The organism is Roseibium sp. (genome assembly GCF_048261595.1).
Taxonomy (GTDB): Bacteria; Pseudomonadota; Alphaproteobacteria; order Rhizobiales; family Stappiaceae; genus Roseibium.
The window spans coordinates 213,462-240,393 of the sequence record NZ_JBLXFW010000002.1; the positions used below are offsets into that span (position 1 = coordinate 213,462).

The 26,932-nt window shown below is 59.0% G+C and carries 24 protein-coding genes; 10 read left to right on the forward strand and 14 right to left on the reverse strand.

The window, feature by feature from the left end; translation table 11 throughout:
- Nucleotide 1: 1 nt before the first annotated feature.
- The 5 genes from metF to ACN0SY_RS08330 all read right to left on the reverse strand — a co-directional run bounded on the left by metF (nt 2) and on the right by ACN0SY_RS08330 (nt 6,936).
- Nucleotides 2-916, reverse strand: coding sequence for a methylenetetrahydrofolate reductase [NAD(P)H] (metF, locus tag ACN0SY_RS08310; RefSeq protein WP_417686244.1), 915 nt, complete (start codon nt 914-916; stop codon nt 2-4).
- Between the two features lie 2 nt (nt 917-918).
- Nucleotides 919-1,929 (reverse strand): ArsR/SmtB family transcription factor, encoded by a 1,011-nt coding sequence (locus ACN0SY_RS08315; protein WP_417686246.1) that lies wholly within the window; start codon nt 1,927-1,929, stop codon nt 919-921.
- A 181-nt stretch (nt 1,930-2,110) separates the two neighbouring features.
- Complete coding sequence (locus tag ACN0SY_RS08320; RefSeq protein WP_417686248.1) at nt 2,111-3,160, reverse strand: hypothetical protein; 1,050 nt, start codon at nt 3,158-3,160, stop codon at nt 2,111-2,113.
- A 221-nt stretch (nt 3,161-3,381) separates the two neighbouring features.
- Nucleotides 3,382-5,718, reverse strand: a complete 2,337-nt coding sequence (locus ACN0SY_RS08325; protein WP_417686250.1) for a mechanosensitive ion channel family protein — start codon at nt 5,716-5,718, stop codon at nt 3,382-3,384.
- 132 nt (nt 5,719-5,850) lie between these two features.
- Nucleotides 5,851-6,936, reverse strand: a complete 1,086-nt coding sequence (locus ACN0SY_RS08330) for a DUF2336 domain-containing protein (protein WP_417686251.1) — start codon at nt 6,934-6,936, stop codon at nt 5,851-5,853.
- 294 nt (nt 6,937-7,230) lie between these two features.
- Here ACN0SY_RS08330 and tsaA point away from each other — a divergent pair, with 294 nt between their 5' ends.
- The gene (tsaA, locus tag ACN0SY_RS08335; protein ID WP_417686253.1) at nt 7,231-7,755 is read left to right on the forward strand and encodes a tRNA (N6-threonylcarbamoyladenosine(37)-N6)-methyltransferase TrmO; all 525 of its coding nucleotides are present in this window, start codon (nt 7,231-7,233) and stop codon (nt 7,753-7,755) included.
- A 202-nt stretch (nt 7,756-7,957) separates the two neighbouring features.
- Here the strand turns inward: tsaA and katG are convergent, their stop codons facing one another.
- Nucleotides 7,958-10,129, reverse strand: coding sequence for a catalase/peroxidase HPI (gene katG / locus ACN0SY_RS08340; RefSeq protein ID WP_417686255.1), 2,172 nt, complete (start codon nt 10,127-10,129; stop codon nt 7,958-7,960).
- 527 nt (nt 10,130-10,656) lie between these two features.
- A complete protein-coding gene (locus ACN0SY_RS08345) occupies nt 10,657-12,207 on the reverse strand; it encodes a catalase (protein WP_417686257.1) in 1,551 nt (516 codons plus the stop codon).
- Between the two features lie 115 nt (nt 12,208-12,322).
- Between ACN0SY_RS08345 and ACN0SY_RS08350 the strand changes: the two genes are divergently transcribed.
- From ACN0SY_RS08350 to ACN0SY_RS08360, 3 genes are all read left to right on the forward strand, one after another.
- Nucleotides 12,323-13,216, forward strand: coding sequence for a hydrogen peroxide-inducible genes activator (locus ACN0SY_RS08350; protein WP_417686258.1), 894 nt, complete (start codon nt 12,323-12,325; stop codon nt 13,214-13,216).
- Between the two features lie 121 nt (nt 13,217-13,337).
- Nucleotides 13,338-14,987: an energy-dependent translational throttle protein EttA gene (ettA, locus tag ACN0SY_RS08355; protein ID WP_417686259.1), complete on the forward strand. Its 1,650-nt coding sequence runs from the start codon at nt 13,338-13,340 to the stop codon at nt 14,985-14,987.
- A 146-nt stretch (nt 14,988-15,133) separates the two neighbouring features.
- The gene (locus ACN0SY_RS08360; protein ID WP_417686261.1) at nt 15,134-15,691 is read left to right on the forward strand and encodes a pyridoxamine 5'-phosphate oxidase family protein; all 558 of its coding nucleotides are present in this window, start codon (nt 15,134-15,136) and stop codon (nt 15,689-15,691) included.
- Between the two features lie 25 nt (nt 15,692-15,716).
- Here ACN0SY_RS08360 and ACN0SY_RS08365 read toward each other — a convergent pair whose 3' ends face one another.
- Both ACN0SY_RS08365 and ACN0SY_RS08370 read right to left on the reverse strand, forming a co-directional pair.
- Entirely contained in the window at nt 15,717-17,069 is a 1,353-nt protein-coding gene (locus ACN0SY_RS08365) for a hypothetical protein (protein WP_417686263.1), read from the reverse strand.
- A gap of 96 nt (nt 17,070-17,165) precedes the next feature.
- Nucleotides 17,166-17,879, reverse strand: a complete 714-nt coding sequence (locus tag ACN0SY_RS08370; protein WP_417686264.1) for a type IV pili methyl-accepting chemotaxis transducer N-terminal domain-containing protein — start codon at nt 17,877-17,879, stop codon at nt 17,166-17,168.
- Nucleotides 17,880-18,119: 240 nt separating this feature from the next.
- Between ACN0SY_RS08370 and ACN0SY_RS08375 the strand changes: the two genes are divergently transcribed.
- Nucleotides 18,120-18,740 (forward strand): MOSC domain-containing protein, encoded by a 621-nt coding sequence (locus ACN0SY_RS08375; RefSeq protein WP_417686266.1) that lies wholly within the window; start codon nt 18,120-18,122, stop codon nt 18,738-18,740.
- Between the two features lie 12 nt (nt 18,741-18,752).
- On the opposite strand, the gene ACN0SY_RS08380 is transcribed toward ACN0SY_RS08375, so the two are convergent.
- Nucleotides 18,753-19,184 carry a DUF2293 domain-containing protein gene (locus ACN0SY_RS08380; protein WP_417686268.1) on the reverse strand — a complete coding sequence of 144 codons (432 nt, stop codon included), beginning with the start codon at nt 19,182-19,184 and terminating at the stop codon, nt 18,753-18,755.
- A gap of 31 nt (nt 19,185-19,215) precedes the next feature.
- On the opposite strand from ACN0SY_RS08380, the gene ACN0SY_RS08385 reads away from it, so the two are divergent.
- The 5 genes from ACN0SY_RS08385 to ACN0SY_RS08405 all read left to right on the forward strand — a co-directional run bounded on the left by ACN0SY_RS08385 (nt 19,216) and on the right by ACN0SY_RS08405 (nt 22,689).
- Nucleotides 19,216-19,458, forward strand: a complete 243-nt coding sequence (locus tag ACN0SY_RS08385) for a hypothetical protein (RefSeq protein ID WP_417686270.1) — start codon at nt 19,216-19,218, stop codon at nt 19,456-19,458.
- A gap of 10 nt (nt 19,459-19,468) precedes the next feature.
- Nucleotides 19,469-20,101 (forward strand): helix-turn-helix transcriptional regulator, encoded by a 633-nt coding sequence (locus ACN0SY_RS08390; protein WP_417686272.1) that lies wholly within the window; start codon nt 19,469-19,471, stop codon nt 20,099-20,101.
- A gap of 82 nt (nt 20,102-20,183) precedes the next feature.
- Nucleotides 20,184-20,687, forward strand: a complete 504-nt coding sequence (locus ACN0SY_RS08395) for a MarR family winged helix-turn-helix transcriptional regulator (protein ID WP_417686274.1) — start codon at nt 20,184-20,186, stop codon at nt 20,685-20,687.
- A 30-nt stretch (nt 20,688-20,717) separates the two neighbouring features.
- The gene (locus ACN0SY_RS08400; RefSeq protein ID WP_417686275.1) at nt 20,718-21,404 is read left to right on the forward strand and encodes a GNAT family N-acetyltransferase; all 687 of its coding nucleotides are present in this window, start codon (nt 20,718-20,720) and stop codon (nt 21,402-21,404) included.
- A 133-nt stretch (nt 21,405-21,537) separates the two neighbouring features.
- Nucleotides 21,538-22,689, forward strand: a complete 1,152-nt coding sequence (locus ACN0SY_RS08405; RefSeq protein ID WP_417686277.1) for a fumarylacetoacetate hydrolase family protein — start codon at nt 21,538-21,540, stop codon at nt 22,687-22,689.
- 14 nt (nt 22,690-22,703) lie between these two features.
- On the opposite strand, the gene ACN0SY_RS08410 is transcribed toward ACN0SY_RS08405, so the two are convergent.
- From ACN0SY_RS08410 to ACN0SY_RS08425, 4 genes are all read right to left on the reverse strand, one after another.
- Entirely contained in the window at nt 22,704-24,026 is a 1,323-nt protein-coding gene (locus ACN0SY_RS08410; protein WP_417686279.1) for an NAD(P)/FAD-dependent oxidoreductase, read from the reverse strand.
- Between the two features lie 3 nt (nt 24,027-24,029).
- Nucleotides 24,030-25,349, reverse strand: coding sequence for an NAD(P)/FAD-dependent oxidoreductase (locus ACN0SY_RS08415; RefSeq protein ID WP_417686281.1), 1,320 nt, complete (start codon nt 25,347-25,349; stop codon nt 24,030-24,032).
- Nucleotides 25,350-25,466: 117 nt separating this feature from the next.
- Entirely contained in the window at nt 25,467-25,604 is a 138-nt protein-coding gene (locus ACN0SY_RS08420; RefSeq protein ID WP_417686283.1) for a hypothetical protein, read from the reverse strand.
- Nucleotides 25,597-26,916: a ferric reductase-like transmembrane domain-containing protein gene (locus tag ACN0SY_RS08425; RefSeq protein WP_417686285.1), complete on the reverse strand. Its 1,320-nt coding sequence runs from the start codon at nt 26,914-26,916 to the stop codon at nt 25,597-25,599. Before ACN0SY_RS08425 ends, ACN0SY_RS08420 begins: the two co-directional genes overlap by 8 nt.
- Between the last annotated feature and the right edge of the window lie 16 nt (nt 26,917-26,932).

Here is a 26,932-nt window from a genome sequence, read left to right on the forward strand (position 1 = left end):
ATCAGGCTGCCTGTTGTTCCGGCGCTTGCGTGCCCATGCCAAGCATGCGGCAGATCGCGTAAGTCAGATCGGCGCGGTTCATGGTGTAGAAATGGAAGTCGGTGATGCCACGGTCAACGAGGTCCATCACCTGCTCGCAGGCGACACCGGCACCGACCAGCTTCCGGGTTTCCGGATCATCATTGAGGCCGGCAAAACGGCGAGCGAGCCACTCCGGAATCGAGGTGCCGCACTTCGCGGAGAAGACCATGGTCTGTTCGAAATTGTGAATCGGAAGAATTCCGGGCACGACCGGAACATTGATACCGGCCTTGGCCAAGCGCTCCAGATAGGCTTCGAAGAGGTCATTATCAAAGAAGTACTGGGTGATGATCCGGTCTGCACCCGCATCGACCTTGCGCTTCAGGTTCTCGATCTCAGTATCCCAACCGGCGCTTTCCGGATGCCGTTCCGGATAACCGGAGACGGAGATGTCGAAATCTCCGATGGCCTTGATGCCCGCGACCAGATCAGATGCGTAGGCATAGCCTTCGGGGTGTGCCTGGTAGATCGCTCCAATGCCCTCCAGCGGATCTCCGCGCAGGGCCACAAGATGCCGTACACCCATTTCCCAATAGTCGCGGACGATTCCATCGACTTCATCGCGCGAGGATCCGACACAGGTCAGATGGGCGGCTGGCAGAAGATCGGTTTCCTTCAGGATCCGATCTACAGTCTTGTGCGTCCGCTCACGTGTCGAACCGCCCGCGCCATAGGTTACCGAGACGAAGGAAGGACGCAGCGGAGCAAGGCGCTCGACGGTGGCCCAGAGCGTTTCGGCCATCTTGTCGCTCTTCGGCGGGAAAAATTCGAAGGACGCCGTGATCGGCGGTACCGATGCCTGGCGAGAACGCCGATTGGTGAGAATGTCGGTCATGGTCAAGCAACCTCGCGGGTCGGGTCGGCCACCGGCAAATCCGTCACGATGCGCGGATCACGGGCAAGCCAGAGTGTCACAGTGAGTTTGTTTTCCTGGGTGGTCTTCGGCGCAATGTCCGCCACCTTTTCCATTTTTAGATCGAGTGCTTCTACCCAGCGCTGCATCTGGTCATGGCCGAAGCCGAGGCGCCGATGGGCGTGGGTTTCGCGCAGGAATTCAAGATCGTGCGGAGCGAAGTCGATGATCAGGAGCCGTCCGCCTGGACGCAGGGCCCGCGTTGCTTCGGCCAACGCACGGGCAGGATCATCGAGGAAGTGCAGCACCTGGTGGATCGCCACGACGTCAAAGGAACGCGGCGGAACATTCAACGCATAGATATCGCCATGGCGAACCTGTGCATGATTGAGACCAACCTTCGCCAGATTGGCGCGCGCCACTGCGAGCATGTCGTGGGAGGCGTCGATGCCAAGCGCCGACGCATAACGGTCAGACAGGAGCTCCAGCAAGCGCCCGGTACCGGTACCGAGATCAAGGAAACTCTGGAACGGCTTGTCGCCGAGTACAGCTAACAGCGCCTGCTCGACATCGTTGTCAGAAGCATGGAGAGAGCGCTCCGTATCCCAGGTGCTGGCCTTCTTGGCGAAATAAGCAGCGGCTTCGTCGGCCTTCGCCTTGCGGATGGCCTGAAATCGCTCGCGATCGGCTGCAAACACCGGGTCCGAACTGTCGATGCGGGAAACAAGGTCACGGGCGAACGCACCGGCCGCGCCGTCCGCGATACGATAATAGACCCAGCTTCCTTCCGGAAATCGCAGGATCAGGCCAGCTTCGGTCAACAGCTTCAGGTGACGGGAAATCCGCGGCTGGCTTTGCCCGAGGATCGCCGTCGCGTCTTTCACGGTCAATTCGGCCTCCGCCAGCAAGGCCATAAGACGCAAACGCGTCGTCTCACCAACAGCCCTGAGCGCGGCCAGCGTTTCCTCAACCGTCAATGTTTCGCGGCCTGTCATACGGCGCCTCGTCAAATTCTGATATAAAGATATCTTTATACCAAAAAAAATGTGCGCGCAAGATGATAGCTCGACGAGGCACTTTTCGATCGAAGCCTAAGCTCGCGACTAAAAGCAGCAAAGGTGGAACAGCTCGCGCCACCCGGAAGAGGAAGTTGGCAACGGCCTCTCCCCCAAGGCGTCAGGTGAGTTTCCAGAACCGGAATTTGGCTCGCAACAGCTTTTGTTGGATCGACCGCTTCAGCTCAAATCCGGGAGCCAAGGACAAGTCTTGTGCGCGAATATCTCCTTGCAGAAAAACCTTGTCGAAGGTCTTCATCACCGCATCCGGAGAAAACTTCGCTACCGCCAGCTTGGCGAGTTCAGCATCGATGGCATTGCTCTCATATTCGCCAAGCAGTCGAACGAGGCTGCTTTTCGTAGTGTAGAGCCATTGACGCTTGGGGGTCATCACAACGTGATTCTGATCCATTCCGCCCGCCCAGCTGAAAACCGGGCGTCCGAGCAGTAAAAACTCTGCTGTCGCCAAACCGAAGCTTTCGCCGATCTTCTTTGCATTAATTCCTGCATCACAGGTAGCAATAAAGTTCGACTTTTCCTGGGGCGCCACGATCGTTGGCAGATAGTGGACCCGCTCATGCTCAATGAAAGGCTGTGTGTTGACAAAGATGAAATGAAGATTGCTACGCTTCGCAAGAGCCTCTGCAATGCCTTTTTGGGCGAACTCTATATTAAATTGGTCGTAACCGCCGTAGCGTCCGACAACGAAGGCATCGGCAGGAATATTCAATCGAGACCGCAAGTCGCCCGTTGGTTCAGGTAACTGGACTATGTAGGGGACATGCGGGGCTGCTCCTCCGCTCATCCAATCCGCAAGCCATTCGGAGATGTATGCGTAGACATCCCCGTGCGGTTCGAAATGTCGGAACACCGCATGAATTCCAACTCTATTGGCATTCACTCCAACGCCATCGTTGCTTCCAGCGTTGGTGCGATAGCAAAAATCAAGCTTCTCTTTCTCCGATACTCTGAGAAGGTCTGCCTGACCTGAGTAGGGAACAAGGCGAAGGTTCTTTGAAAATTTCTTGACGACGTTCGGGTTACTTGAATCCGCGTCGTAGAAAACACAAACGTCATGCCCCAGGATTTCCTGTGCTCCAACGGCCGTATCGTGCAGATTTACGCACATACCACGCTCGTTCATTCCCGCCGCATCGAACCCTAAACGCATCTGGCTCTCCAAAGCCTCCTGTTGCTAGATCAACCCGCCCAAAAACACTTCTGCAGTCAGCGACATGGGATGCACCGCAAAACACAAATTGGCCCCTTCGGGCAAGTCCAGACGTCCTAGAGCGCAATCAACCCAGGAACGACAGTTACCCGAAAACCTTCATATCGGAGAAGACGGGAAGCCGAGTTCTGGGACTGCGTTGGTGCCAATTTGCGCTCACGCTACGTGTTGTTGTCTCCACCGCCCTCGCCATCTGCTTCTCCGCCGATCAAGCCTGCGGCTGCGGCACCGGCGGCTGCCTTTCTGGCGAGGTCCGGGTCGCCGTTGGCGCTTCCCTCGACATCGTCTGATGCAACCCGGACCGTCACCTGTTTGTGCGCGAACTTGATACCGTTTTGCTCAAACAGGTCCTGCAGACCGGCATAAACGACCTTGCGTAGCTCGAATTGCTTGCCCGGCTTGGTCATGAATTTCACCCGCGCGATCATGGCGGAGTCTTCCATCGCCAGTATGCCCTGGGACTTCAGCGGCTGAAGGAACATCGGACCATAATATTCGTCCGCGAGGAGCTCCTGACCGAATTTCTTGATGATCTTGCGCATCTTCTCAACATCAGTGTCATAGGTGACGCGGAAGGCGAGCTTCATCATGGCCCAGTCGCGGGAGTAGTTCTCCACGTGCTGGATTTCACCGAACGGCACGGTTGTCAGCGCGCCGCGGTGGTGACGAAGCTGCATGGATCGGATCGAGATCTTCTCCACAACACCCTTTGCACTGCCGATGTCGATGTATTCGCCTTTTCTGAAGGCGTCATCGATGAGGTAAAATGCACCGGAGAATATGTCTCGGATCAGGGTCTGTGCGCCAAAACCGACGGCCAAACCAACGACACCGGCACCGGCAAAGAGCGGTCCGATGTTCACGCCCAGTTCTGACAGCACCACCATGGCCGCAATGACCACGATGGTGATCAGGAGGAAATTCCGAAAGATCGGCAGCAGGGTCGAGATGCGGCTTTCCCCGGTACCGCCGACTTCCGCTTCTTCGTCCTTTTCCGCCGGACCTTCCTTTGCCAGCTGGCGCTCGATGGCAAGCTCTACAGCCCGATAGGCCATGTATCCGAGAAAGATGACGAGCAGGATTTCGGTCAGACTGCCGACAACGGATGCATCGTCCGTCAGGGGCGCGCCCCAAGTCCGGGCGAGCAGGGCAAATGCGCCGAACATCACGATGATCGACGCGCCGTGATCGAGCAGATCTCTGAAGGGTGACCGCTGCGCCTCGCGCTCGGCGGCTTCTGCGTGGACCTGGGCGGCAGCCCCCTCAGCATCGCCTTCATCCCCTTCCGCGACCTCGGCACGTACGATTTCCTCGGCAATCGAAGCCTGAGCCTGTGGCGTATCCAACGGGGGCAAGAGCATCTTGTCGATGATGAGGACAAAGATACCGTAAGCGACGACGGCAATTAGCAGAACCTCAAGCGGGGCGACGACAAGTCCGGTCGCATCCGGCAGATCCAGCAACACACGAACCGACGATATGCCCCACGCAACGAGAAAGTAAAGGACAGCAATCAGGTGCCAGGATTTGGCCAGGAACCGCCGCCAGATGGGGGTGTTGGCACCACCCTCTCCGCGAATGAGGTCGCCAATCACGTGGCGATAAGACAGGGCGATACTGGAGAGGATCAATGCGGAGAGAAACGCCGCACCGATCGTCATGAGCTTCAAAGGCTCTTCCGGTAGTCCCAGACGATCCATCCACCGCATCGCGGCAAAGACGATTGCCGCGAGCAAAGCCCCCGTCATGAGGCTTCTGTAAAGGCCACGCGCATTGGCGTCTGACAGGTCGACGAGGCGGTGCGCGGAGTTATCCGGCGCCAGAAGGTTCAGGAAGACAATTCTCAGAAACAGAAAGAGCGTCGTGACGGATAGGAGGCCAACCCCGGTCTTGTGCGCTGCCTCGCCTCCCTTGTTGAGAAACAGAAGCAGGAGGCCGGAAACAAGGGCAAATACGACCAGCCCGGCGATCATCACGAGTGCGCGGAAGAAAAGATAGGAAATCTTGTCCGACCGGCGCAGTACATCTTCGCGATAGAGATGTGTGAACTGGGCCCTTCCCCAGTTCGAAACAAGTCGTTGAGCGGCAAGCCCGACCGCTATGGAAATGGCGGCCACCAAAAACACTTGTCCAATCCAGTAAACGCCCTGACGCTCACTATCCGCCGAAAGTGTCGCGACTATCATCGCCGGCAATTCCGGTGCACTTCGAACAATTCCGAGAAAAGCATCGCGCGCAAGCGCTGCCCGTTGAGCATATTGATCGACCGCGCCCGCTTCGTCCGAAACTACCGCGTCATCCGATCCTGCCGTCTCGGAAGCAGACTGGGCAACGCCTTGCTCGACCGAGGTCGCGTGTCCAAACAGCCCCTTGATCCCTTGGGCAACCGCTGCATTTCGAGCATCGGAAAAAAGCAACGCGATCAGTACGAGCGCATAGACTGCTACGGATCGAACAAGAATACTGCGGCTGCCGATGGAAAAAGACGTGCTGCTCATCAGGTCTCCAAGGCTCACGAAATCGAACAGGTCCAAGGTTTCAAATTGGTCGCGCAAAGACAATAGAAAACGGCGACCCGCAAAGGCGGATCGCCGTTTTCTATTGGTAAAAGCTCTTAAGACTGGGGCGTCCTAGTTCAAGACAACATTGCTCCAGTGGGCCATTCGACGCTTCGCCTCGCCCACAGACATCGAATTGAATTTCGTCATCGCTTGGGACCGCTGGTCACTGGACAGGCGATGCCTCCACGGGCCGATCGAAAGCAGACTGCTGACCGTGATTGACGACAGCCCGCTTGCCTTTGCGATGATCAGGAACGGTTCCGGGTCAACGCGGACCATCCAGTGGCTTGTTTCCTCCACGCCGCAACGAACCAGCCACGCAAATGCGGCAACGGCCTCTGCAAACCGGTCCTCAGAAGCAAATCTGCGAAGCGCGGCTTCGTTCACCATCCCCCTTTGCGCTAGGAGCAGAATTCGATTGCGTGCGGTCTCGAAGTCATAGCGGCCGAGCCAGAATTCATTCGTCATCCGCTGGGCTGCAATATCTGCAGCTTCCGCGAGACGTGATACGTCGTCACTTTCGCCCCGCGCGATCAGCTTCCGCCGCACCTCTGCGCTCGCCACTTTGACGAGCTGACCGATGTGGTGTTCGGCGAGATCCGCGCGCTCGCTGAGGCTCATCTGCATGGTGGCATCAGAGCCGGCATCACTGATAAGGCTCAGCATGGCCGCATCCGACACCGCAGCGCCCGCATTGGCGGCGACGAGACGTTTCACAACGAGGCTACCTCGCTCGACAAGCAGGTCGGTCACCGACTCGGAAATGACTTCGCGCCTTGCGATTGCGCAACGATGGCCATCGCCCATCTCATCGGCAATCCGAACCAAGTCCGCTTCTCGCAGAACCGTCGATTTGCGCAGGACCGGCTCTGCGACTTCAATACAGTCCTTGGCCAGACGCCGAACGGTCTGCTCCGGTCCGCGGCGAAGGTCTGCCATTTTCTCGGCAATGAACTTGCGCACTTCGATCTCGACCATCCCGACAAGCCTCAAAAGCACGCTGTCGTAGGTGTCGACCTGCTCGACGGAACATCGGTCAGAAGTGAATGCAAATAGCGTCGCGACATGCCGAGCCAACTCGGCGCACCGCTTGCTGTCTGCGGTCGCATCCAGTTCGCGGAAATTGACAAGTTCGGTTTTCAACGCTTCAGCCATTTTCAATACCTGCACGAGGACTGCTTGACCTCCGAGAATGCCCCGCACCCTTAAAGAACGTTAAAACGGAAAAGGGAGGAATAAATGCGTCTTTTCGTAAAATTTGCATGCAATTTGAGGCGTATTGGCTGGGAAGAGCCCAACTCACTGAGAACGCGGTAAAATCGAGTGCCGGCAGGAGACTTCCGTCGGCTATTGGTGCGAAAATAATCCGTCTAAATCAGCTGTGGTTTTCCACCTAACCGAACCGTTCTAAGTCAGGCTTTGCCATTGATCGAAAAGGTCCGCCCCGAAATGACTGATAATTCACGGCCAGGCGAAATTGTCCTAACGGAAGATCCGGGTTTACTCCCTCCCGACGCGGGGCTCGTATACATCGGCAGCATCGAAACACCCTGGGACGACCGGCATGCGTGTCCACGCAGCGGCGGAAGGTCAAACGAAATTTGCACGATCCATGTCGACGGGCGCTTTGCTGAAGGACTGAAGTCGGTCGAGAGCTGCTCGCACCTGATCATCCTCTATTGGATGCATGAGGCACGACGGGATCTTGTCGTCCAGGCACCCGCATTCGACAGCACGACGCACGGCTGCTTTGCCTTGCGCACGCCGGTGCGACCCAACCCGGTCTCGCTTTCTGTCGTCAAACTGATCTCGGTCGATGGAGCTACCCTCACTGTCCGCGGGCTCGACTGCCTCAATGGCACGCCTCTGATCGACATCAAGCCCTATTTTCCAGCGAATGATTCGGTCCCGGACGCAACTGTCGGATGGCACGGCAGGCGCACTCATCCCGAACGGCGATCAATCGACCTGTGAGACAAATAAAAAGGGGCAACCCCTAAAGGCTGCCCCCAAGGCACCGGTTCGGTTCAGAATGACGGGAGGAAGTCATGCCGCAGGCGCCCGGAAGGTGATGGGAGGATTCCCGGGATCCAGTACGACATGAAATGTGTCATCCGAACGCGACCGGATGCTGCGTGGCCCCGCCGCATAAAAAGCAACGGGACCAGCATCTGCGTTACGCCAGGTCGAAACGGTCGGCGTTCATGACCTTGGTCCAGGCCGCCACAAAGTCCTTGACGAACTTCTCCTTGGCATCGTCCTGAGCGTAGACTTCAGCAATCGCGCGCAGGATGGAGTTCGAACCGAACACCAGATCCATGCGTGTCGCGGACCACTTGGTGGCGCCGGACTTGCGATCCTGCAATTCATAGCTGTTCTTGCCGGTCGGAACCCACTTGTTGGCCATATCCGTCAGGTTGACGAAGAAGTCCGTGGTCAGCGCGCCTTCGCGGTCGGTGAAGACGCCATGCTTGGTGCCGCCATGGTTGGTGCCAAGAACGCGCATGCCGCCGACCAGTACGGTCATTTCGGATGCAGTCAGGCCCATCAGCTGGGTGCGGTCGAGCATCAGCTCTTCCGGGCTGACAACGTAGTCGGCCTTGACCCAGTTGCGGTAACCGTCGTGGATCGGCTCCAGAACGTCGAAGCTCGGAGCATCGGTCTGGGCGTCGGTTGCGTCGCCACGGCCCGGAGCGAACGGAACGGAGACGTCGAAGCCAGCCGCCTTTGCAGCCTTCTCGATGCCGACGTTACCGGCCAGAACGATGACATCTGCAACGCTTGCGCCGTACTCGGCAGCGATCGGCTCAAGTACACCGAGCACCTTGGCAAGACGTGCCGGCTCGTTGCCTTCCCAGTCCTTCTGCGGTGCGAGACGGATACGTGCTCCATTGGCGCCGCCACGCTTGTCGGACTGACGGTAGGTGCGGGCGCTGTCCCATGCGGTCGAAACCAGCTCGGAGATGGACAGGCCGGAAGCTGCGATCTTGGACTTGATGGCGCCAACGTCGTAGTTGGTTGCGCCGGCCGGAACCGGATCCATCCAGATCAGCTCTTCCTGCGGAACGTCCGGGCCGAGGTAGCAAGCCTTCGGGCCCATGTCGCGGTGGGTAAGCTTGAACCATGCACGAGCGAAGGTGTCCTTGAAGTACTCCGGATCGGCCATGAACTTTTCACAGATGGCGCGATAGGCCGGGTCCACTTTCATGGCCATGTCCGCATCGGTCATCATCGGCATACGGCGAACAGACGGGTCGGTCGCATCGACCGGCATGTGCTCTTCCTTGATGCCGACCGGCTGCCACTGGCTTGCACCTGCCGGGCTCTTGGTCAGCTCCCATTCGTAGCCGAACAGCAGCTCGAAGTAGCCCATGTCGAACTTCGTCGGGTTGGTTGTCCAGGCGCCTTCGATACCGGAGGTGACGGAGTTGGCCGCCTTGCCGCCCATGTTCGGATTGATCCAGCCAAAGCCCTGGTTCTCGATTTCCGCGCCTTCCGGCTCGGCACCAAGAGCGCCTGCATCGCCATTGCCATGCGCCTTGCCGACGGTGTGGCCGCCAGCGGTCAGCGCTGCGGTTTCTTCGTCGTTCATCGCCATGCGGGCGAAGGTCTCACGCACCTGGGCGGCGGTCTTGAGCGGGTCGGACTGACCGTTCACGCCTTCCGGGTTCACGTAGATGAGGCCCATCTGGACGGCAGCGAGCGGGTTTTCCATCGTGTCCGGCTTGCCGACGTCTTCATAGCGTTCGTCGGACGGAGCCAGCCATTCCTTTTCTGCGCCCCAGTAGACGTCAGTCTCCGGACCCCAGATGTCTTCGCGGCCAAAGCCGAAGCCGAAGGTCTTCAGACCCATGGATTCGTAAGCGATGGTGCCGGCGAGAAGAATGAGGTCGGCCCAGGAAACCGCGTTGCCGTACTTCTTCTTCAGCGGCCACAGCAGACGGCGCGCCTTATCGAGGTTGCCGTTGTCCGGCCAGGAGTTCAGCGGAGCAAAGCGGATGTTGCCGGTGCCGCCGCCGCCGCGGCCGTCGGCCAGGCGGTAGGAGCCAGCGGAATGCCATGCAAGGCGGATCATCAGACCGCCGTAGTGACCGTAGTCAGCCGGCCACCAGTCCTGGCTTTCGGTCATCAGCGCATGCATGTCTTTTTTCAGCGCTTCGACGTCAAGCTTCTTGAGCTCGTCGCGATAGTTGAAGTCCTTGCCCAGCGGGTTGGTCTTCGTGTCGTGCTGATGGAGGATGTCCAGGTTCAGGGACTTCGGCCACCAGTCCATGACCGATGCGCCGGATTCGGTGTTGCCACCGTGCATGACCGGGCAACCGCCCGTCTTTTCCACCTTAGCGTCCATTTTACTCTCCGCTGTCCTCGTTTTATTGATGTGAGAGACCCAAAGGCCCCTCAGAACGTTGCGGGTGCTGTCTGCGACCGCATCCCGTTTCGACCCTCCGTCCAATGCCGACGGAATTCCGTCAGCATCCTGTCGCCCGTCCTGTCGCCATCGTCTTTGCCCGTTCCACTTGGCAAAATGATGAACCCGGCAGCCGCCACACTTTCCCTGAGCTGATAGCTGCGGAAACCTGGCCGTCTCGGCTGTTCGTGATGTTCCGTTATTCGAGCCGTCGCACGAATCGTCCGACGGCAAAAATCTCAGCAAATCACGGGCCCGGAGGGCTGATATCCCTGCGAACTGCGGTGAACATAGGTACGGAAGTCCATCAGGTCCAATTGTATTGATTCTAAATTACGATAAGAAAAAATTATCGTACTCCCTCCGCCAATAAAACTGGCGTGGATGGCATTCAAGGAGCCGGAGACAGGGAGCTTGCAGAAAAGCCGGGGCGCGCGTGACTGCCCCGGCTTTCGAGTTGTTCAGCCCTATTCGGCTGCGATGGTGGGGGTATGCGGATCTTCCCCTCCGGCTTCATGAGGCGTGTCACCGGTGATCGGCAGTCCGTTCGGATCATAGCCAGCCTCACGGGATTTCTCTTCCCATTTCGCTCTCACGCCGGCCTCATAGTCTGGGTGAACCTGCTTCAGATGGCCAAGCCAGCGCTCGACGATCTCCGTGGGGACACCCACCAGTGCGCCGCCCATGTTTCCATGCAGCCTGTCGCGCTCATCAGCGTTCAGCACCCTTTCATAAAGTGCCCGCGGTTGAGAGTAATCGTCATAGCCGTCGCGGTGGTCATAGCGCGTCGCATCGCCCGAGATCCGAAGCGGCGGCTCCTGTGCATCGCGCTGCTCGACCGGACCGTTGAACGAGTTCGGCTCGTAATAGGCGTTCGGATTGCCCGTCTTCACGCCGCCATAAACGTTCATTTCGCCGTCCTTGTGGTAGTGATGGACAGGACAGCGCGGACGATTCACCGGGATCTGATCATAGTGGGTTCCCAGCCGGTATCGATGCGCATCCGCATAGGAGAAGATCCGCGCCTGCAGCATCTTGTCCGGCGACCAGGAGATCCCGGGTACGATGTTCGACGGTGAGAAGGCCGCGTTTTCGATCTCGGCGAAATAGTTTTCCGGGTTCCGGTTCAGCTCGAAGTGACCGACGTCGATCGGCGGAAAATCAGCATGCGGCCAGACCTTGGTCAGGTCGAACGGATTGAACGGGCAGTTTTCCGCATCCTTCTCGGCCATGATCTGGATCTGAAACTTCCAACGCGGGAAATCACCGTCTTCAATCGCGTTGAACAACTGCTCCTGATAGCCCTCACGAGTCCTGCCGACAATCTTCTCGGCTTCCTCGTTGGTATAGGTCTTGTTGCCCTGCTCCGTCTTGAAGTGGAACTTCACCCAGTACCGCTCGCCCTCATCGTTCCAGAGCGAATAGGTGTGTGAGCCATAACCGTTCATATGCATCGGCGAGATCGGCAGACCGCGGTCGGACATCAGGATCGTCACCTGGTGGATGCTTTCCGGAGACAGCGACCAGAAGTCCCACATTGCAGTCGGCGAGCGCATGTTGGTCTTCGGATGGCGCTTCTGGGTATGGATGAAATCGGGAAACTTGTAACCGTCGCGGATGAAGAAAACCGGCGTATTGTTGCCGACCAGGTCCCAATTGCCGTCTTCGGTGTAGAATTTCAGGGCGAAACCGCGAACGTCACGTTCGTGATCGGCAGCCCCTGCCTCGCCCGCAACAGTTGAAAAACGCGCCAGCATGGGCGTTTCGGCGCCAGGCTGCAGCGCCTTCGCCTTGGTATATCGGGAAATGTCACCGGTAATCTTCAGGACACCATGCGCTCCCCATCCCTTTGCGTGGACGGTGCGCTCGGGAATGCGCTCACGGTTCTGGTGTGCGAGCTTTTCCAGAAGCTGATAGTCCTGGAGCAGCAGCGGACCCCGCTCGCCCGCCGACACGGAATCTTGATTGTTCGGCCAGGGAGCCCCGGCCGTGGTCGTCAAAATCGGCTTGTCACTCATGCTGATCTCCTTTCCTGTCGCGTTGCCTCTTTGAGAAGACGACTGGAAAAAGAGATGGTTCCGATCAGCGGCGATAGTATTGATTCGCACCGACAATAAGAATATCTAATCACTCATGATCTCATTGCGTCAGTTACGTTATTTGGAAGCGCTTGCAACGCACCTGCATTTCCGCAGGGCGGCAGATGCTGTCTCCGTTTCCCAGCCCGCGCTCTCCATGCAGATCAAGGAGCTGGAGGCCGAACTCGGCGTCAAGCTGGTCGAACGTCAGCCGAATTCCGTCCGCCTGACCCGGGAGGGCAAGGAAGTCGTCAACCGGGCCCGCAAGATCCTGACCGATGTCCGCGATCTGTTGGACTATGCCCAGCAGATGTCGAGCCCGCTCGCGGGCCCGCTGAGGCTCGGGATCATTCCCTCGATTGCACCCTATCTCCTGCCTCGCATCCTGCCGACGCTGACCAGCTCGCATCCGGATCTGAAGCTGACCATCCGCGAGACGCTGACCGAGCCAATGACGCGCGAGCTGCTCGCCGGCGATCTGGACGCGATCATCATCGCCCTGCCGGTTCACGATCCCGCCCTGACCAGCGAGGCCCTCTTCACCGACCGCTTCCTGCTGGCCCGCCAGTCCTGTCCCGAGATCGACCGGGACAAGCGGATCAGGGCAACGGACCTCGACACGGAAAACATGCTGCTGCTGGAGGAAGGCCACTGCCTGCGCGACCAGGCCCTGAACTACTGCCAGAATCTTCCCGCACCGGGCAAGAACACCCTCGGCGCCACGTCACTGGCCACCGTCATGCAGATGGTCGCCGCCGGGTATGGCGTGACGCTGCTTCCGGAAATCTGCGCCGAAGCAGAAGTCCGAGACGACCGCGTCGCCCTCCAGCGCTTCGAGGATCCCCAGCCGGCCCGCACTGTCGGCCTCGTTTGGCGCAAGTCGTCACCAAGGAAGCAGGATTTCGAGGCCCTGCTGACGACACTGCGCTCGCTGGTCGAGAAGTTCTGAAAACCCGCGGAACGGCGCAAGTTTCGCCACTCCACCATTGCCCCGAGCGTCATCTTCCCTTAAAAGACGCCGCAGATTTCTTACATCCCGACAATTCCAACTTGCGGAGAAGCGGAGCCCCATGGCGCGCCAGTTCATCTATCACATGCACGGCCTGTCGAAGGCCTATAACGGCAAGAAGGTTCTCGACAACATTCACCTGTCGTTCTACCCGGACGCCAAGATCGGTATCCTGGGCCCGAACGGCGCCGGTAAGTCGACCCTTCTGAAGATCATGGCCGGCCTCGACAAGGAGTACACCGGCGAAGCATGGGCTGCCGAAGGCGCCAAGGTCGGCTACCTGCCGCAGGAACCGCAGCTCGACCCGACCAAGACGGTCAAGGAAAACGTGATGGAAGGCGTCGCCCACAAGCAGGCGATCGTTGACCGTTACAACGAACTGATGATGAACTACTCCGACGAGACCGCCGACGAAGGCGCGAAGCTCCAGGACATCATCGACGCGGAAGACCTGTGGAACCTTGAAAGCAAGGTCGACATGGCGATGGAAGCCCTGCGCTGCCCGCCGGAAGACGCCGCCGTTGACAACCTTTCCGGTGGTGAGCGCCGCCGCGTCGCGCTCTGCAAGCTGCTCCTGTCCGAGCCGGACCTGCTGCTGCTCGATGAGCCGACCAACCACCTGGACGCCGAGACCGTACACTGGCTGGAACGCCACCTGCGCGAGTTCAAGGGCTCCGTCCTGATCATCACCCACGACCGCTACTTCCTGGACAATGTCACCGGCTGGATCCTGGAACTCGACCGCGGTCAGGGCATCCCATACGAGGGCAACTACTCCGCTTACCTGGAGAAGAAGTCCAAGCGCATGGAGCAGGAAGGCCGCGAGAACATGGCCCGCTCCAAGGCGATCGAGCGCGAGCGCCAGTGGATGGGCATGTCGCCGAAGGGCCGCCAGACCAAGTCCAAGGCTCGTATCCGGGCGTTCGAGGACCTGCTTTCCGCACAGGAAGAGCGTATGCCGTCCATCGAGCAGATCATGATCCCGGTCGGCGAGCGTCTCGGCGCCAACGTCATCGAGGTCAAGAACGTCTCCAAGGGCTTCGGCGACCGCCTCCTGATCGACGATCTCTCCTTCAAGCTGCCGCGCGGTGGCATCGTTGGCGTGATCGGTCCGAACGGCGCGGGTAAATCGACCCTCTTCAAGATGCTTACAGGCCAGGAAAAGCCGGACAGCGGTGAAGTCATCGTCGGCGAAAGCGTGCGCCTCGGCTACGTCGACCAGTCCCGCGACGCACTCAACCCGAACAACAACGTCTGGGAAGAAATCTCCGGCGGCGCCGAGGTCATCTACCTCGACGACAAGGAAATCAACTCCCGCGCCTACTGCTCGTCCTTCAACTTCAAGGGCCCGGCTCAGCAGGCAAAGGTGGGCGACCTCTCCGGTGGTCAGCGCAACCGCGTGCACCTCGCGAAGGTTCTGAAGCAGGGCGCGAACGTGCTGCTCCTCGATGAGCCGACCAATGACCTCGACACCGAGACGCTGGCAGCCCTTGAAGACGCGCTTGAAAACTACGCCGGTTGCGCCGTGGTCATCTCGCACGATCGTATGTTCCTCGACCGCCTTGCCACGCACATGCTCGCCTTCGAAGGCGACAGCCACGTGGAATGGTTCGAAGGCAACTTCGAGGACTACGAGAAGGACAAGGTCCGCCGCCTCGGCGCCCATGCCGCCGACCCGCGCCGCATCAAGTACAAGCCGCTGACCCGGTAATATGACGCGCTAAGCGCTTCTTGGGTTCCAGAGACTAAAAAAGGCGGGGCACTCGATCCGCCTTTTTTCATTGGCCGCACTTGCGCGCGGCGAGATCCGGCGACACTCTCCACCGATCATTCTCAGGATCGAAGCGGAGCCTTTCCTTGGCCAAGCAGTTTCCGGACATCGACGACCGCATCGCGGACTTCATTTCCCGCCAGCATATCTTCTTTTCGGCCACCGCCGCACCGACCGGACGGGTAAACGTCTCTCCGCGTCCCGCCACGGCTTTCAAGGTGCTCAGCCCGAACCGCGCCGTCTATCTCGACCAGACCGGGTCGAGCAACGAAGCCGCCGCCCACCTGAAGCTCAGCGACCGGATCACCATCATGTTCTGCGCCGTCGAGGGACCGCCGCAGATCCTGAGGCTTTACGGAACTGGCCGGATTATCCGGCGCGACAGTGACGAATATGCGGCCTTGCTGGCGGACACATTTGGAGGCGAAGACCTGCCCGGCGCCCGCCAGATGGTGATGATCGACGTCGATCTGGTGCAGACCTCTTGCGGCTTTGGCGTACCGCTGTTCGACTTCAAGGGCGAACGCGACTCGCTCAACCGCTGGGCGTCCGCAAAGACCCCCGAGGAACTGGAAGCCTACCAGCGGGAGAAGAATGTGGTCAGCCTGGACGGCTTCCCGACCGGTCTGTTCGAAGAGGCCTAAAGGCCCCGCGGTCTCCGGCTTTGCCTCACGTCCACGCGCCGACTGTTACGGTCACCGTGCCCGCGCTGATGGTCTGCGGCGTCTTGGAGGGCACATCCGGACCGCTGTAGGGCCCGACGGGGTTTTCGTCCATGCTGAAGCCATAGGCCGCCCCGCCATAAAAGATCGGATCCTTGCCGCTCAGCCGGGAGTCCTTGCCGTCGACGTCGCTGCAATGGAGGAACTTCGCGTAAAGGTGACACGGCCGGCCCGCGGCATACCATGCAACAGGATCGTTCCAGGCGCCTGTGCTATAGCCGGGTGATGCCGCGATCGGATCGGCAGCAGAGATGACACCATCCTGCGCCACGCCCCGGCAAAGCGCCTCCCAGATGCAATCCTGCAAGAGGCCCGCATCACCGCTGCTCCCGGCAGGGGTCAAGTCACCGAAGGCCTGCTGGAAGACGTACTGCGCGCCCGTCAGTCCCGGAGCGGCGTCACCGCTTGCGGCCAGTGGCAGGAAGAACCGATAGGTATTCGTGCCGTTGCTCAGCGAGTAGGCCAGAGAGGCAACCCCGGTCCGTGGATTGGACGCGGGGCCGGACATGCCCTCATAGATATTCGGAACACTTGCCGAGCCAAGATTGATGCTCAGCCTGTTGCCCTCCCGGAAAAATGCCCGCAGTGTTTCGTCCCAGAAATTTGCGAGTGGGTCCGCGGTGGGCGCCGTGTAGTTTTCCGTCAGTGCCGCCAGCATGTCGTTTGGATCGCACAGGCCGAAATACTGGCCGCCGACCAAAGGCGGCACATACCCCCCGGCGGCAATTGCGCCGTCAAAGAGCAGCTCCGAAAAGGCGGCGGCCGACGGCAGGGCAACTGTTTCGTTCGCTATGAATTTTTCAAAGGCAGCGCCGATCTGCTGGCGGCTGACACCGCTGCGCACTCCGAATTGCCAGCCATCGCCATTGGCATGCTCCCCCGAGAACTCCAGATTGAGCCCGAAGCCGCTGACCGCACTCAGATTGAACTGCGCATCCATGCCGAATTCGAAGATGTCGAAAGGCCCCGGCGCGGCGACGCCCGGAACAACCGTCGTCGGATATTGGGTGAAGGCAACAGGCGCCTGCCCTGCAATGGACAAGGCGTTCGGACGCGTCTTTGACACGCAGAACATAAGCCGGTCGTTGCCGTTCGTCGCCACGTCGAGTTTCACATTCGGTATGCTTGCGATGTCATGAAAGGGTACCGAGGCACCGGACGCCGGAGGGTTCGCAAACGTCCCGTCATGCTGGAGGATCTGGAAACTTTCGCCTCCGGCGTTGATCCAGCCTGAGACCCAGGTTGTCGCGACAGAGCTTTCCAGGCCCGTACAGTTCACAAGATCGATCGTGATCGCCATATCTGTCTCACTCCCAACTGGATCCTATGTGATCCCCGCAGAGAGTTGGACGATGGCCCTATGGGATTGTGAAATGAAGGAACTGGAACACGGCCGTCAAACGTGATCCAGATGCCGCATGATTTCCTGCGAGCTCTCGGTGATGTTGTTGGAGATCTTCTTGATCTCTTCCGTCAGGGCGCCGAACTCCAAGCCATGTGGCCCGGCACGATTGGCCGAAATCTTGGCGTTCAGCGCAATCATACGGGAGAACTTCGATGCCTTCTGGATCTCGCCGGCGGCCATCTTGACCAATTCCACATCCGCCGAGCGCCGCGTCCTTCGTGCGAGCATCTCATCTTCGAAATCAGCCTCAAGCGCCTCGACGATTTTCTGCAGGGTCTGGAGCACCGGGCCAAGGACGAAAGCCGAGTAATCGGACATTTGCTGCCCACCTCGCCTCCGCCCATTCGTGAGATCGACGAGAGCCGCACCGGTTTCGAGCAGGAAGCGATCAATCGTCGCCCGCCCCGAGCTGGCTTCAGATCCATTTGCGTCACTCCGACCATCAAGAACATTTGCGACACGCGCTGAAGCGAACTGCGGCAATCCTTGATCCTTGTCGCCCTGCAACAGGATGGCATAACCCAGCGTGAAATCATTCACGGCATTCTTCAGGAGCGCCGAGAGATCATCTCCGATGTCATGACCGGGCTCGGAAGTGTTGTGAAGCATCGAAATAATGAAACCGATGCGCTGGGACAGCATTCTCTGCCGACCAGCAATATTGATCAGACGGGCGAAGATATTCTCGCTGATATCGGCTTCCATCGCGACAATCCCTGACATCATCAGTCCATGTATTTATACTTCGACACAATCAGGAATTTAATATTCAAAGGATGAGCAACCTGCACATATAATGGAACGTTCACTACCAATTTTACATTTTGTTAAGTGGAAACCTGAACCGGCCACCGAAACTGATGGTTCCAATAAGCCCTTTTCATTGGAGCGCGACGATGAACTGGGTTACGGCTGAGATAACAGACAGCCGACCGGACGCCGAAAATGACTTCTTCCGACTTGACCGAAACCCTTGCAGACCTCGAAATTACCCCCGGGCGCCGTTTGTCGGGACAAGTGGTTGCCGTGTTTCAAACCACACGCAAGAGCGATTTCCGCACCCAGCGAACGGAGTGCCTGGATCTGGCTCTGGACGGACTAGCGGGAGACCGCCACGGCGGCTTTTCCAGACGCTCCGGCGGACGAGAACCCTGGTACCCGCGCGGCACTGAAATGTGCAACGAACGTCAAATCTCGATCTTGTGCGCTGATGAACTGTCAGTCGTTGCAGAGCGCATGGAGCTCGACCGGGTAGAGCCCGAATGGCTGGGTGCCAACGTCTTGCTGGCAGGACTGACCAATCTCTCGCTCATTCCGCCGCGTACGCGTCTTGTCTTTAACAGCGGCGCAGTCATCCGGGTTGATGGGGACAACGCTCCGTGCCGGGCTGCAGGAAGGGCTATTGCAGAGAACTTTCCGGAAAGAGAAGGTCTCGACCTGCTGTTTCCGAAGGTGGCCAAGCGACTGCGCGGTCTTGTCGGCTACGTCGAAAAAGCAGGGAAGATCGCCACCGATGACGGGGTAACTGCGTTCATTCCGGAACAATGGATTTACGACCCGGCATGAGACAAATGTGTATCAGTCGACGTCATCGCTCGTCCCGGCCTCAATTCGCCGAGCGCAGCCCCAGTCCTCCAGGACACGATTCATGTCTTCCATGACGAAAAATCGCGCCGCTTCCCTGTCGTAGCCCTCATCAAGAAGCAGATCATAGTCGGTATGAGCATGGCGAATGTGACTGGTAGCGGCCTGCCACAGGGCAATCGAAATTGGCAGATGCCTGAGGTGGCCGGCGAGACCCATTTGCAGGACTTGCTCTGAATCGGCGAAGGCTATGCGGGGAAACGTTGCCCGCAGCGCCTTGCGCATGTCCTTCTGCCGCTTCGTCTGCCCGGTCATTCGGTCCCCTGCATCATCCCGCCAGCCTGCAATGTAGCCAACCAGCTTGTGGGGTCTAGCGGCGATGCAGGCCTTCCATGTGCCGAAGCCGCAAACGGCGCGCAACCTCATTTTCAAAAACCTCCTCGTCCTGGATCACATCATGAAGAAGGTCGTCGGGGATACGCGAAAGCGAGCGCCGTTTCCGAAAAGCTTTCACAGTCAGAACGGCATATCCGAAGAGCAGAGATATCAGCACCCAAACGGTGCGTCGCGCGCGATATTGAGAAATGATAGACATGGCCGCTTCCTTTTAGAAAAGTTTTTTCTTTCTTTATTATCACCACCAGGATCAGACGCGCAATATGAAAAGGAAAATCTTTTTTTAAATCGCATTCCATGCTAGGAACGTGATCATGTCCGATCGTACGAAAACTCGCCTGCTGACCACCCTGAAGACCTCCGGCCCCCAGACCGCGGCCGACCTCGCCAAGCGCGAGAAGGTCACCGCCGTTGCCGCACGCCAGCACCTCGACAGCCTGGCAGCCGACGGGCTGGTCGAGTTCGAGGACATCAAGGGCGGTGTCGGACGCCCAAAGCGGCTCTGGAGTCTGTCTTCGCGTGGACACGCCCAGTTTCCGGACAATCATTCGGGCCTCATCGTCAGTTTGCTTGACGGCCTTCGCGACCTTTACGGACCGGAGGGCATCGACCAGTTGATCGCCCATCGCGAAGCAGCAACCCGAAACGCGTATACCTCGGCCCTGGAAGGCAAGGAGCATCTGCGGGACAAACTGCAGGCACTTGCCGAAATCCGGTCACGCGAGGGATACATGGCCAGCGTCACCGAGACTGATGTCGAGGGCAGTTACCTTCTGATCGAAAACCACTGCTCCATCTGCGCCGCAGCGACAGCCTGTCAGGGTTTCTGCAGGTCTGAAATGGAGTTGTTCCGAAGCGTGCTCGGAAATGATGTCCTGCTGACCCGGACCGAACATCTCCTTTCCGGCGGCAGGCGGTGCGTCTACAGGGTCGAACAGGCCGCCTGACCTAGCCATCACAGGTGAGACCATTCAATCCGGCACCTATTGCAGCTATAAATATAACAAGTTATATAACAGGATATATTAATTGGAGAATGCTGTGCAGGACGTTGTCGAAGGACTGGGTTACACGGCCCTTGGCACCCGCTTCAAACGGATTGGCGAGCGGCTACAGGCGCAGACCCTAGATCTGTCGGTGCGGCTGGCAGGCATCGACATGCCAGCAGGGCACAACACCGTTCTCGCAGCTCTTGATCGCCACGCCCCCATGCGGATTGGCGAACTGGCTGACGCACTCGGGCAAAGCCAACCGGGCGTGACCCGCATGATCGGCAACATGAAGCGTTCCGGCCTTGTCGAGATTGTCAGCGACGACAAGGATCAGCGTATCAGCAGGGTCCGCCTCACAGACGAAGGAGAACGGGTCACGCGACAGCTGAAAGAAGTTCTCTGGCCAGCCGTCGAGGCGGCCGTGACAGATCTTTGCTCGGCTCTGTCTGGGTCTCTCCTGGATCAGCTCGGGCAGATCGAGCGAGCACTTGCCGAGCGCCCTTTGAACAAGCGGGTGCGCATTCGTGTCAAAGCGCGCTGACTTCCCCCCACTGTATATCCGGACCCCATCATGGACAGTTTGTTGAATCGTCCGATCTGGACAGCTCTTGAGTCCCGCATGAATGCCTTTGCCGTCAAAAACCGGGCAGCGGCGCGATTTCATCCCGAAACCTCCCCATTCGCGTGCGCGATGGATGGAACAGCCCAGAGCTCCGACGATCTGGCGGCGCTTTTGACTGACGACACAGACAGGCTTGTCTTCTTGCAGGCCGAACCGATCCGGCTGCCCGATGCTCTGGAAACAGTGGAAGCGACCGACGGCGTTCAACTGGTTCTCCGCAAGGACCTTCCAGAGCCAAAGGCCGGGCACCTGGCGGAACGACTTGGAACTCGCGATATCCCGGAAATGATCGCACTTGCGGAACTGACAAAGCCCGGTCCCTTCAGGGCCCGCACCATCGAGCTCGGCGAATACTGGGGCATCAGGATCGATGGCCGCCTTGCCGCCATGACCGGCGAGCGGCTGACCATGCCTGGACTGACGGAGATCAGCGCGGTTTGCACACACCCGGACTTTCAGGGCCGCGGGTTCGCAGCGTCGCTCTCCGTCCACGTTGCCCGCCGGATCATCGAACGCGGCGACACCCCGTTTCTGCATGCTTTCTCGACGAATACGGGAGCCATTCGCCTCTATGAACGGCTGGGCTTTGTGAAACGCGCGAACATGAATGTCGCAGTCGTGAAGCGAGCTACCTGACGTTCTGCTTGCATGCCGCGCGAATGGCGAAGAAGTCTTGCACAATTGGATATTGATGAGCGCACCTCATGGTGTTTAGTGTCACCCCAAAATGCGCCAGGATCCAGTTGAGCGCGACGGGAGGAAAGACGGGATGACACTGCAGCTTTCAGCAAGGGATATTTTGCCGAAGGAGAGGCCCGGGCGACTGGTCGGACGGGTGTGGTCCAACGACAGACAAGGCCCCTGCCCGGTCCTAGTGGACGGCGAAAACCTTCGCGATCTCACGTCCGTCGCTCCCACGATGTCTGCCTTGCTGGAACTTGCCGACTTGAATGACCGGTTTGCTCGTGTGGATGAATTCCCGCTGCTGGGCGGTCTGGACAATTTTCTGAACGGTAGCGCGGGTGCCCTGCTGGCACCTTGCGACCTGCAGCCGGTCAAGGCTGCGGGCGTAACATTTGCCGACAGCATGCTGGAGCGGGTTATCGAGGAGCAGGCAAAGGGCGATCCCCTGCGCGCCGAGGAAATCCGTGGCCGCCTCGCGCCTGTCATCGGCACCAATCTGCGCGGCATCAAAGCAGGCTCTGAAAAGGCCGCCGAAGTAAAGAAGCTGCTTCAGGACATGGGACTTTGGTCACAATATCTCGAAGTCGGCATCGGCCCGGACGCGGAGGTCTTCACCAAGGCTCCGCCCATGTCCAGCATCGGCTGCGGGGCCGATGTCGGTATCCATCCGATCTCGGACTGGAACAACCCGGAACCGGAGGTGGTGCTTGCCATCCGTTCGGACGGCAAGATTGTCGGAGCGACGCTGGGCAACGACGTCAACCTGCGTGACGTTGAGGGCCGCTCCGCGCTTCTGCTCGGCAAGGCCAAGGACAACAACGCAGCCTGCGCCCTCGGTCCGTTCATCCGCCTGATCGACCACGACTTCACGCTGGAAACAATCGCGAGCCTCGATGTGTCCTTGTCGGTGACCGGCGAGGACGGGTTCGAAATGTCCGGCGTGTCTCACATGTCGAGCATCAGCCGCTCGCCGTCCGATCTGGCCAGCCAGACGCTGAACGCCAATCACCAATACCCCGATGGCGTCATGCTGTTCCTCGGAACCATGTTCGCTCCGACAAAAGACCGGCGTGGCGCAGGCCTTGGTTTTACCCACGAAATCGGCGATCGGGTGGAAATCTCGTCGCCGCAGCTCGGCGCGCTCATCAACCGAGTTGACCGTACCGATAAGGTGACGCCCTGGACGTTCGGCATCGGGGCTCTGATGAAGAACCTCGCCAGCCGCGGCCTACTATAGCTGGGCAATAGGCCTCAGCGGTCCTTGAGGCCGTACCACCAGTAAGCGCCCTGCAGGTAGAACTTGCGCAGTCCCGGCAGGGGAAACTTGCTGAGAGGCTTCGAAATCACCGCGGGAAGGTCACCGGGACCAATCTTTCCAAGGGCAAGCTCGGCGACTTTCTCGCCGCTGAGCGACGCCATGGCGATACCGCTGCCGTGATAGGCCAGGGACGCATAGACACCATCCATGTCCGGAACCGGTCCGACATATGCGGAAAGATCCCGCGCAAGGCAGACGTGCCCGTGCCAGCGAAACTCACTTTCCACATGGGCCCATGCCGGGAACATGCGTTCGAAATCCGCGCGTCCGCGCTTGTGAACCGCCTTCAGGCTTTCAAGAGTTTCGAAGATTCCGCCGCGGGTCCCGAAGAGGAAGCGTCTGTCCGGCATGAGGCGGAAATAGTGCAGCAGGATCCGTGTGTCCGCTGCCATTAGGTCACTGGTCCAGCCTTGCTCTTCAAGTTCGTCATCGGAGAGCGGGCGGGTCACCAAGACTGATGACATGGCGGGCATCAGCCTGCCATTCAGCCAGTCCGGTGCGCCTTCACGGGAATAGCCGTTGCCCGCAAGAATGACCTTCCGGCAGGAAACAACGCCATGACGGGTTGTCAGCTGCCAGTCTTCGCCTGATCTCGACATGGATAAAACAGGCGTATGCGCATAGATCCGTCCTCCGCCACGGCGGACCGCCTCCGCGAGCCCCAGGACATATTTCATCGGGTTCAGCGCAAACCCATAGGGCACATGCATGGCGCCATGAAATTCAGGACCGCCGAGGCCTTGCTCGCGCATGTCGCCCTGCGTCAGGATCCGGACGCCGAGACCAAACGTGTCGTTCAGAAATTTCGCCTCTTCGGAAAACCCGGCTGCATCCTTTGGCCTGTGGGCGAGATAGACCTCTCCATTGGAATGGCGATCGACATCCAGCCCCCAGTGAGAGAGACGCTTTTCGACGGTCTCGATAGCCTCGATCTGGTAGGCAAGGAACCTCTTCGCTTCGTCGAGACCAAATTTGCGGATCAACTCGGCTTCAGGCTGCTTGGTGCCACCGAAGCAGCAGAAGCCGCCATTTCGGCCCGACGCGCCCCAACCAACCCGGTTCGCCTCAAGGACACATACCGACAGTCCCGCCTCGGCAAGTTTCAGAGCTGCCGACAGGCCGGTGAACCCGGCCCCGATGACCGCGACGTCAAAACGGGCGCTACCTACAAGTTGGCGGTCTTCCTTGATCTCGCCAACACTTGCCTCCCAATAGCTGTCGACTGTAATCGCCTCGTTCTCACCGACATGGCCCATGGCTCAGATCCCGAGCTTGTCGCGCATGGAATACCAGGTCATGGCGAGCACAAGCAGCGGGTAGCGAAGCTTGTCACCACCCGGGAACGACGGCACCCTTATCTTCTCGAACGCATCGAACCGCTCGGCATTGCCGGCAATCGCCTCGGCAAGCACCTTGCCCGCAAAGACAGCCATACCGACACCGTGACCGGAATAGCCGGAGGCACTCAGGACATTGGGGTGGATCCGTGCAAAATACGGCATGCGCTTTGGGGTGATGGCAAGCGTCCCACCCCAGCCATAGTCGATCCGCACGTTCTTCAGCTGCGGGTAGATTTCCAGCATCGGCTTGCGAACAAATGACTTGATGTCGTCCGGGAAGCGGTAGCCGTAGTTCTCGCCACCGCCAAACAGCATGCGATTGTCGGCCGAAAGACGGAAGTAGTTGATGACGAACTTGCTGTCCGCCACGGCGACATTGTCCTGGATCAGGGCGCGGGCATCAGCATCCGACAGTGGTTCGGTCGCCACGATGAAGTTGTTGATCGGTAACACATGCGCAGCTGTCGTCCGGTCGATCTTGCCGAGATAGCCGTTGCACCCGAGCACGAGATGCTTCGCGCGCACCGTCCCGCCGTCCGTACTGACGGTGACGACCGCACCCGGCTCGTAGGAGAGCACCTTCGTTTTCTCGTAGATGCGCGCTCCACTCTCCGCTGCCGCAGCTCCGATGCCCAGCGCGAGATTGAGTGGATGCACATGACCTGATCCTATGTCGAGAGATCCACCGAAATAAGACGGACTTCCAACCATCTGGCGCACTTCATCCTGATCGATGAAACGCACCTTTTCATAGCCATAAGCCGTCTGGAGATGCTCGACATATTCCTTCGTTTCCGGAACGTAGTCCCGGCGGTGATCGACATGAAGCACACCCGGTGTGAAGTCACACTCGATCCCGTACTGGCGGATCAGATCAAGAGTGACATCTACGGATTCAAGTCCCAGTTCCCAAAGCAGCTTGGCGTGGTCCATGCCATGACGCTTCTCCAGGACACCCTGGTCCACCCGCTGACCGGTCCCGAGTTGTCCGCCATTGCGACCCGACGCTCCCCATCCGATCCGGTTCGCCTCGAGCAGAACAACGTCATAGCCCTTCCTGGCAAGATGCAGCGCACTTGAAAGTCCAGTGTAGCCACCGCCGATGATACAGACGTCGCACGTCACATCGCCTTGCAAGGATGGGTGGTCCGTCTGCCTTGTGGCCGTTGCAGCATAGTAGGACGGCGCATGGATGCCGAGGGTGTCGTTGGCGGAGAGCAAGTCTAGGGAGGAAAACATCAAGCAGGATCAGGTTCTGTTGCAGTGTCCCGCCAGTGTCTCGCACCAACGGGTAAGATAAGGAGTTTCTTACGGTTTTCCAAACCGCGCAAGACCAGGAAGACAGTCCTGACAGGCTCAAGCGTCAAGCAAGCCGCGCAATGCATAGCCTATGACCGCAATTGCCGCAGCAAGGGTGAGCCACCACCAGACGCGGGTCAGTCGCCTGTCCCTGGTCAGCGGGGTTTCCGTCCGCTTTCCCACACGGTCAGTCATAGCTGAACCTCTCCGAAAGGATGTGATCGCCCGGGACCCCAAGATCGAGAAGTGTCTCTTCGACCGACGTCATCATGTCCGGCGGACCGCATAGCACATAGACCCAGTCACGTCTTTCTGGCCGACCGTAGTAGCGCTCGATCAGGTCAGACGACAGCAATCCGGTTTCGCCGGACCAATTCTCTTCCGGCTCGGACAGGACATGAACGAGTTCATGCTCAGGTGTTTCCGCCCAGCGCTCCAACTCTTCTTCTGCAACGATCTGGCCCGCGTGCCGGTTCCCGTAGAGAAGTGAAACGGGCCGCTGATCACCGGCAGCCTGAAGCTGCCGCAGGATCGACAACATCGGGGCTATTCCGACACCGCCTGCAACAAGAGCGATGCCCGGCGCATTGATGCCATCAATACTCAAGTGCCCGAAAGGACCATCGACATAGGCGCGCGTCCCTTCTGCCACCTGGTCCAGGGTACTTGTAAAGTCGCCAAGTTCCTTGATGACGAAGCCTAGCCCTGCTTTTCCGGCCGGTGCCGAAGCAAGCGAGAACGGGTTCTCAGCCAGCGAAAACGCACTGTGACCGATGTTCAGCCAGACAAACTGCCCGGCCTTGTAAGTCATGCCGTCGTGCCCCTCCGGCGCAAGCTCGACACTCCAGGTCCGGTCTGCAACCTTCTCAACTGTCGTCACCCGCCATGGGCGCAAGCTTTGGAAAAGCGGCCTGACCACGTAGACCGAGACCAGCGAAAACAATGCAACGATCAGCGAGGCCGTCCAGAACCAGTAGACCGCCGGATCGGCTGAATATCGACCGGCCTCTGTTGCATGGTACCAGCTTGCTCCGGCTATCAGGGCGGCCCCCAGACCATGGCCCAGGCGCCAGTTCTCGTACCTCTTGAACAGATCGGAACGCGCTATGGAGACCAGTACGAAGGCGGGCAGGAGAACCCAGGCAAGCGCACCCGCTGCCAAGGCGATGCCAGGTTGAGCCAGCGTCAGTTCCCGCGTCGGGTCGAACGGCAGCGCCCATCCGAATGGGGAGGAATATAGAAATGGGTGAACGATGACGAAGGCCAGAGCCGAACGGGCGAACAACTGGTGCATGCGCATTGTAACGTCCATGCCGACCCCGCCCGAAATTGCCCGGAAGCGTCCGGATAAGAGAAACTCGGCAAGCAGGATGGAGAAGGCAATCATCCCGGCGCCGGTTCCAAGTTCATCAAGAAATGATCTTGGCGACCGCCCGGAAAATGCAGCAAGTGCAAGTGGCAAGAAAACCAGGCAAAGATAGGCTGGGATCAGCCAACGACCGCTCATTCACTACTCCGTCCAT

What these genes read in the sequence shown, in the direction of transcription:
- metF (WP_417686244.1), bottom strand. Translation starts at nt 916, where the DNA reads ATGACCGACATTCTCACCAATCGGCGTTCTCGCCAGGCATCGGTACCG.
- ACN0SY_RS08315 (WP_417686246.1), bottom strand. Translation starts at nt 1,929, where the DNA reads ATGACAGGCCGCGAAACATTGACGGTTGAGGAAACGCTGGCCGCGCTC.
- ACN0SY_RS08320 (WP_417686248.1), bottom strand. Translation starts at nt 3,160, where the DNA reads ATGCGTTTAGGGTTCGATGCGGCGGGAATGAACGAGCGTGGTATGTGC.
- ACN0SY_RS08325 (WP_417686250.1), bottom strand. Translation starts at nt 5,718, where the DNA reads ATGAGCAGCACGTCTTTTTCCATCGGCAGCCGCAGTATTCTTGTTCGA.
- ACN0SY_RS08330 (WP_417686251.1), bottom strand. Translation starts at nt 6,936, where the DNA reads ATGGCTGAAGCGTTGAAAACCGAACTTGTCAATTTCCGCGAACTGGAT.
- tsaA (WP_417686253.1), top strand. Translation starts at nt 7,231, where the DNA reads ATGACTGATAATTCACGGCCAGGCGAAATTGTCCTAACGGAAGATCCG.
- katG (WP_417686255.1), bottom strand. Translation starts at nt 10,129, where the DNA reads ATGGACGCTAAGGTGGAAAAGACGGGCGGTTGCCCGGTCATGCACGGT.
- ACN0SY_RS08345 (WP_417686257.1), bottom strand. Translation starts at nt 12,207, where the DNA reads ATGAGTGACAAGCCGATTTTGACGACCACGGCCGGGGCTCCCTGGCCG.
- ACN0SY_RS08350 (WP_417686258.1), top strand. Translation starts at nt 12,323, where the DNA reads ATGATCTCATTGCGTCAGTTACGTTATTTGGAAGCGCTTGCAACGCAC.
- ettA (WP_417686259.1), top strand. Translation starts at nt 13,338, where the DNA reads ATGGCGCGCCAGTTCATCTATCACATGCACGGCCTGTCGAAGGCCTAT.
- ACN0SY_RS08365 (WP_417686263.1), bottom strand. Translation starts at nt 17,069, where the DNA reads ATGGCGATCACGATCGATCTTGTGAACTGTACGGGCCTGGAAAGCTCT.
- ACN0SY_RS08370 (WP_417686264.1), bottom strand. Translation starts at nt 17,879, where the DNA reads ATGGAAGCCGATATCAGCGAGAATATCTTCGCCCGTCTGATCAATATT.
- ACN0SY_RS08375 (WP_417686266.1), top strand. Translation starts at nt 18,120, where the DNA reads ATGACTTCTTCCGACTTGACCGAAACCCTTGCAGACCTCGAAATTACC.
- ACN0SY_RS08380 (WP_417686268.1), bottom strand. Translation starts at nt 19,184, where the DNA reads ATGAGGTTGCGCGCCGTTTGCGGCTTCGGCACATGGAAGGCCTGCATC.
- ACN0SY_RS08385 (WP_417686270.1), top strand. Translation starts at nt 19,216, where the DNA reads ATGAAGAAGGTCGTCGGGGATACGCGAAAGCGAGCGCCGTTTCCGAAA.
- ACN0SY_RS08390 (WP_417686272.1), top strand. Translation starts at nt 19,469, where the DNA reads ATGTCCGATCGTACGAAAACTCGCCTGCTGACCACCCTGAAGACCTCC.
- ACN0SY_RS08400 (WP_417686275.1), top strand. Translation starts at nt 20,718, where the DNA reads ATGGACAGTTTGTTGAATCGTCCGATCTGGACAGCTCTTGAGTCCCGC.
- ACN0SY_RS08405 (WP_417686277.1), top strand. Translation starts at nt 21,538, where the DNA reads ATGACACTGCAGCTTTCAGCAAGGGATATTTTGCCGAAGGAGAGGCCC.
- ACN0SY_RS08410 (WP_417686279.1), bottom strand. Translation starts at nt 24,026, where the DNA reads ATGGGCCATGTCGGTGAGAACGAGGCGATTACAGTCGACAGCTATTGG.
- ACN0SY_RS08415 (WP_417686281.1), bottom strand. Translation starts at nt 25,349, where the DNA reads ATGTTTTCCTCCCTAGACTTGCTCTCCGCCAACGACACCCTCGGCATC.
- ACN0SY_RS08420 (WP_417686283.1), bottom strand. Translation starts at nt 25,604, where the DNA reads ATGACTGACCGTGTGGGAAAGCGGACGGAAACCCCGCTGACCAGGGAC.
- ACN0SY_RS08425 (WP_417686285.1), bottom strand. Translation starts at nt 26,916, where the DNA reads ATGAGCGGTCGTTGGCTGATCCCAGCCTATCTTTGCCTGGTTTTCTTG.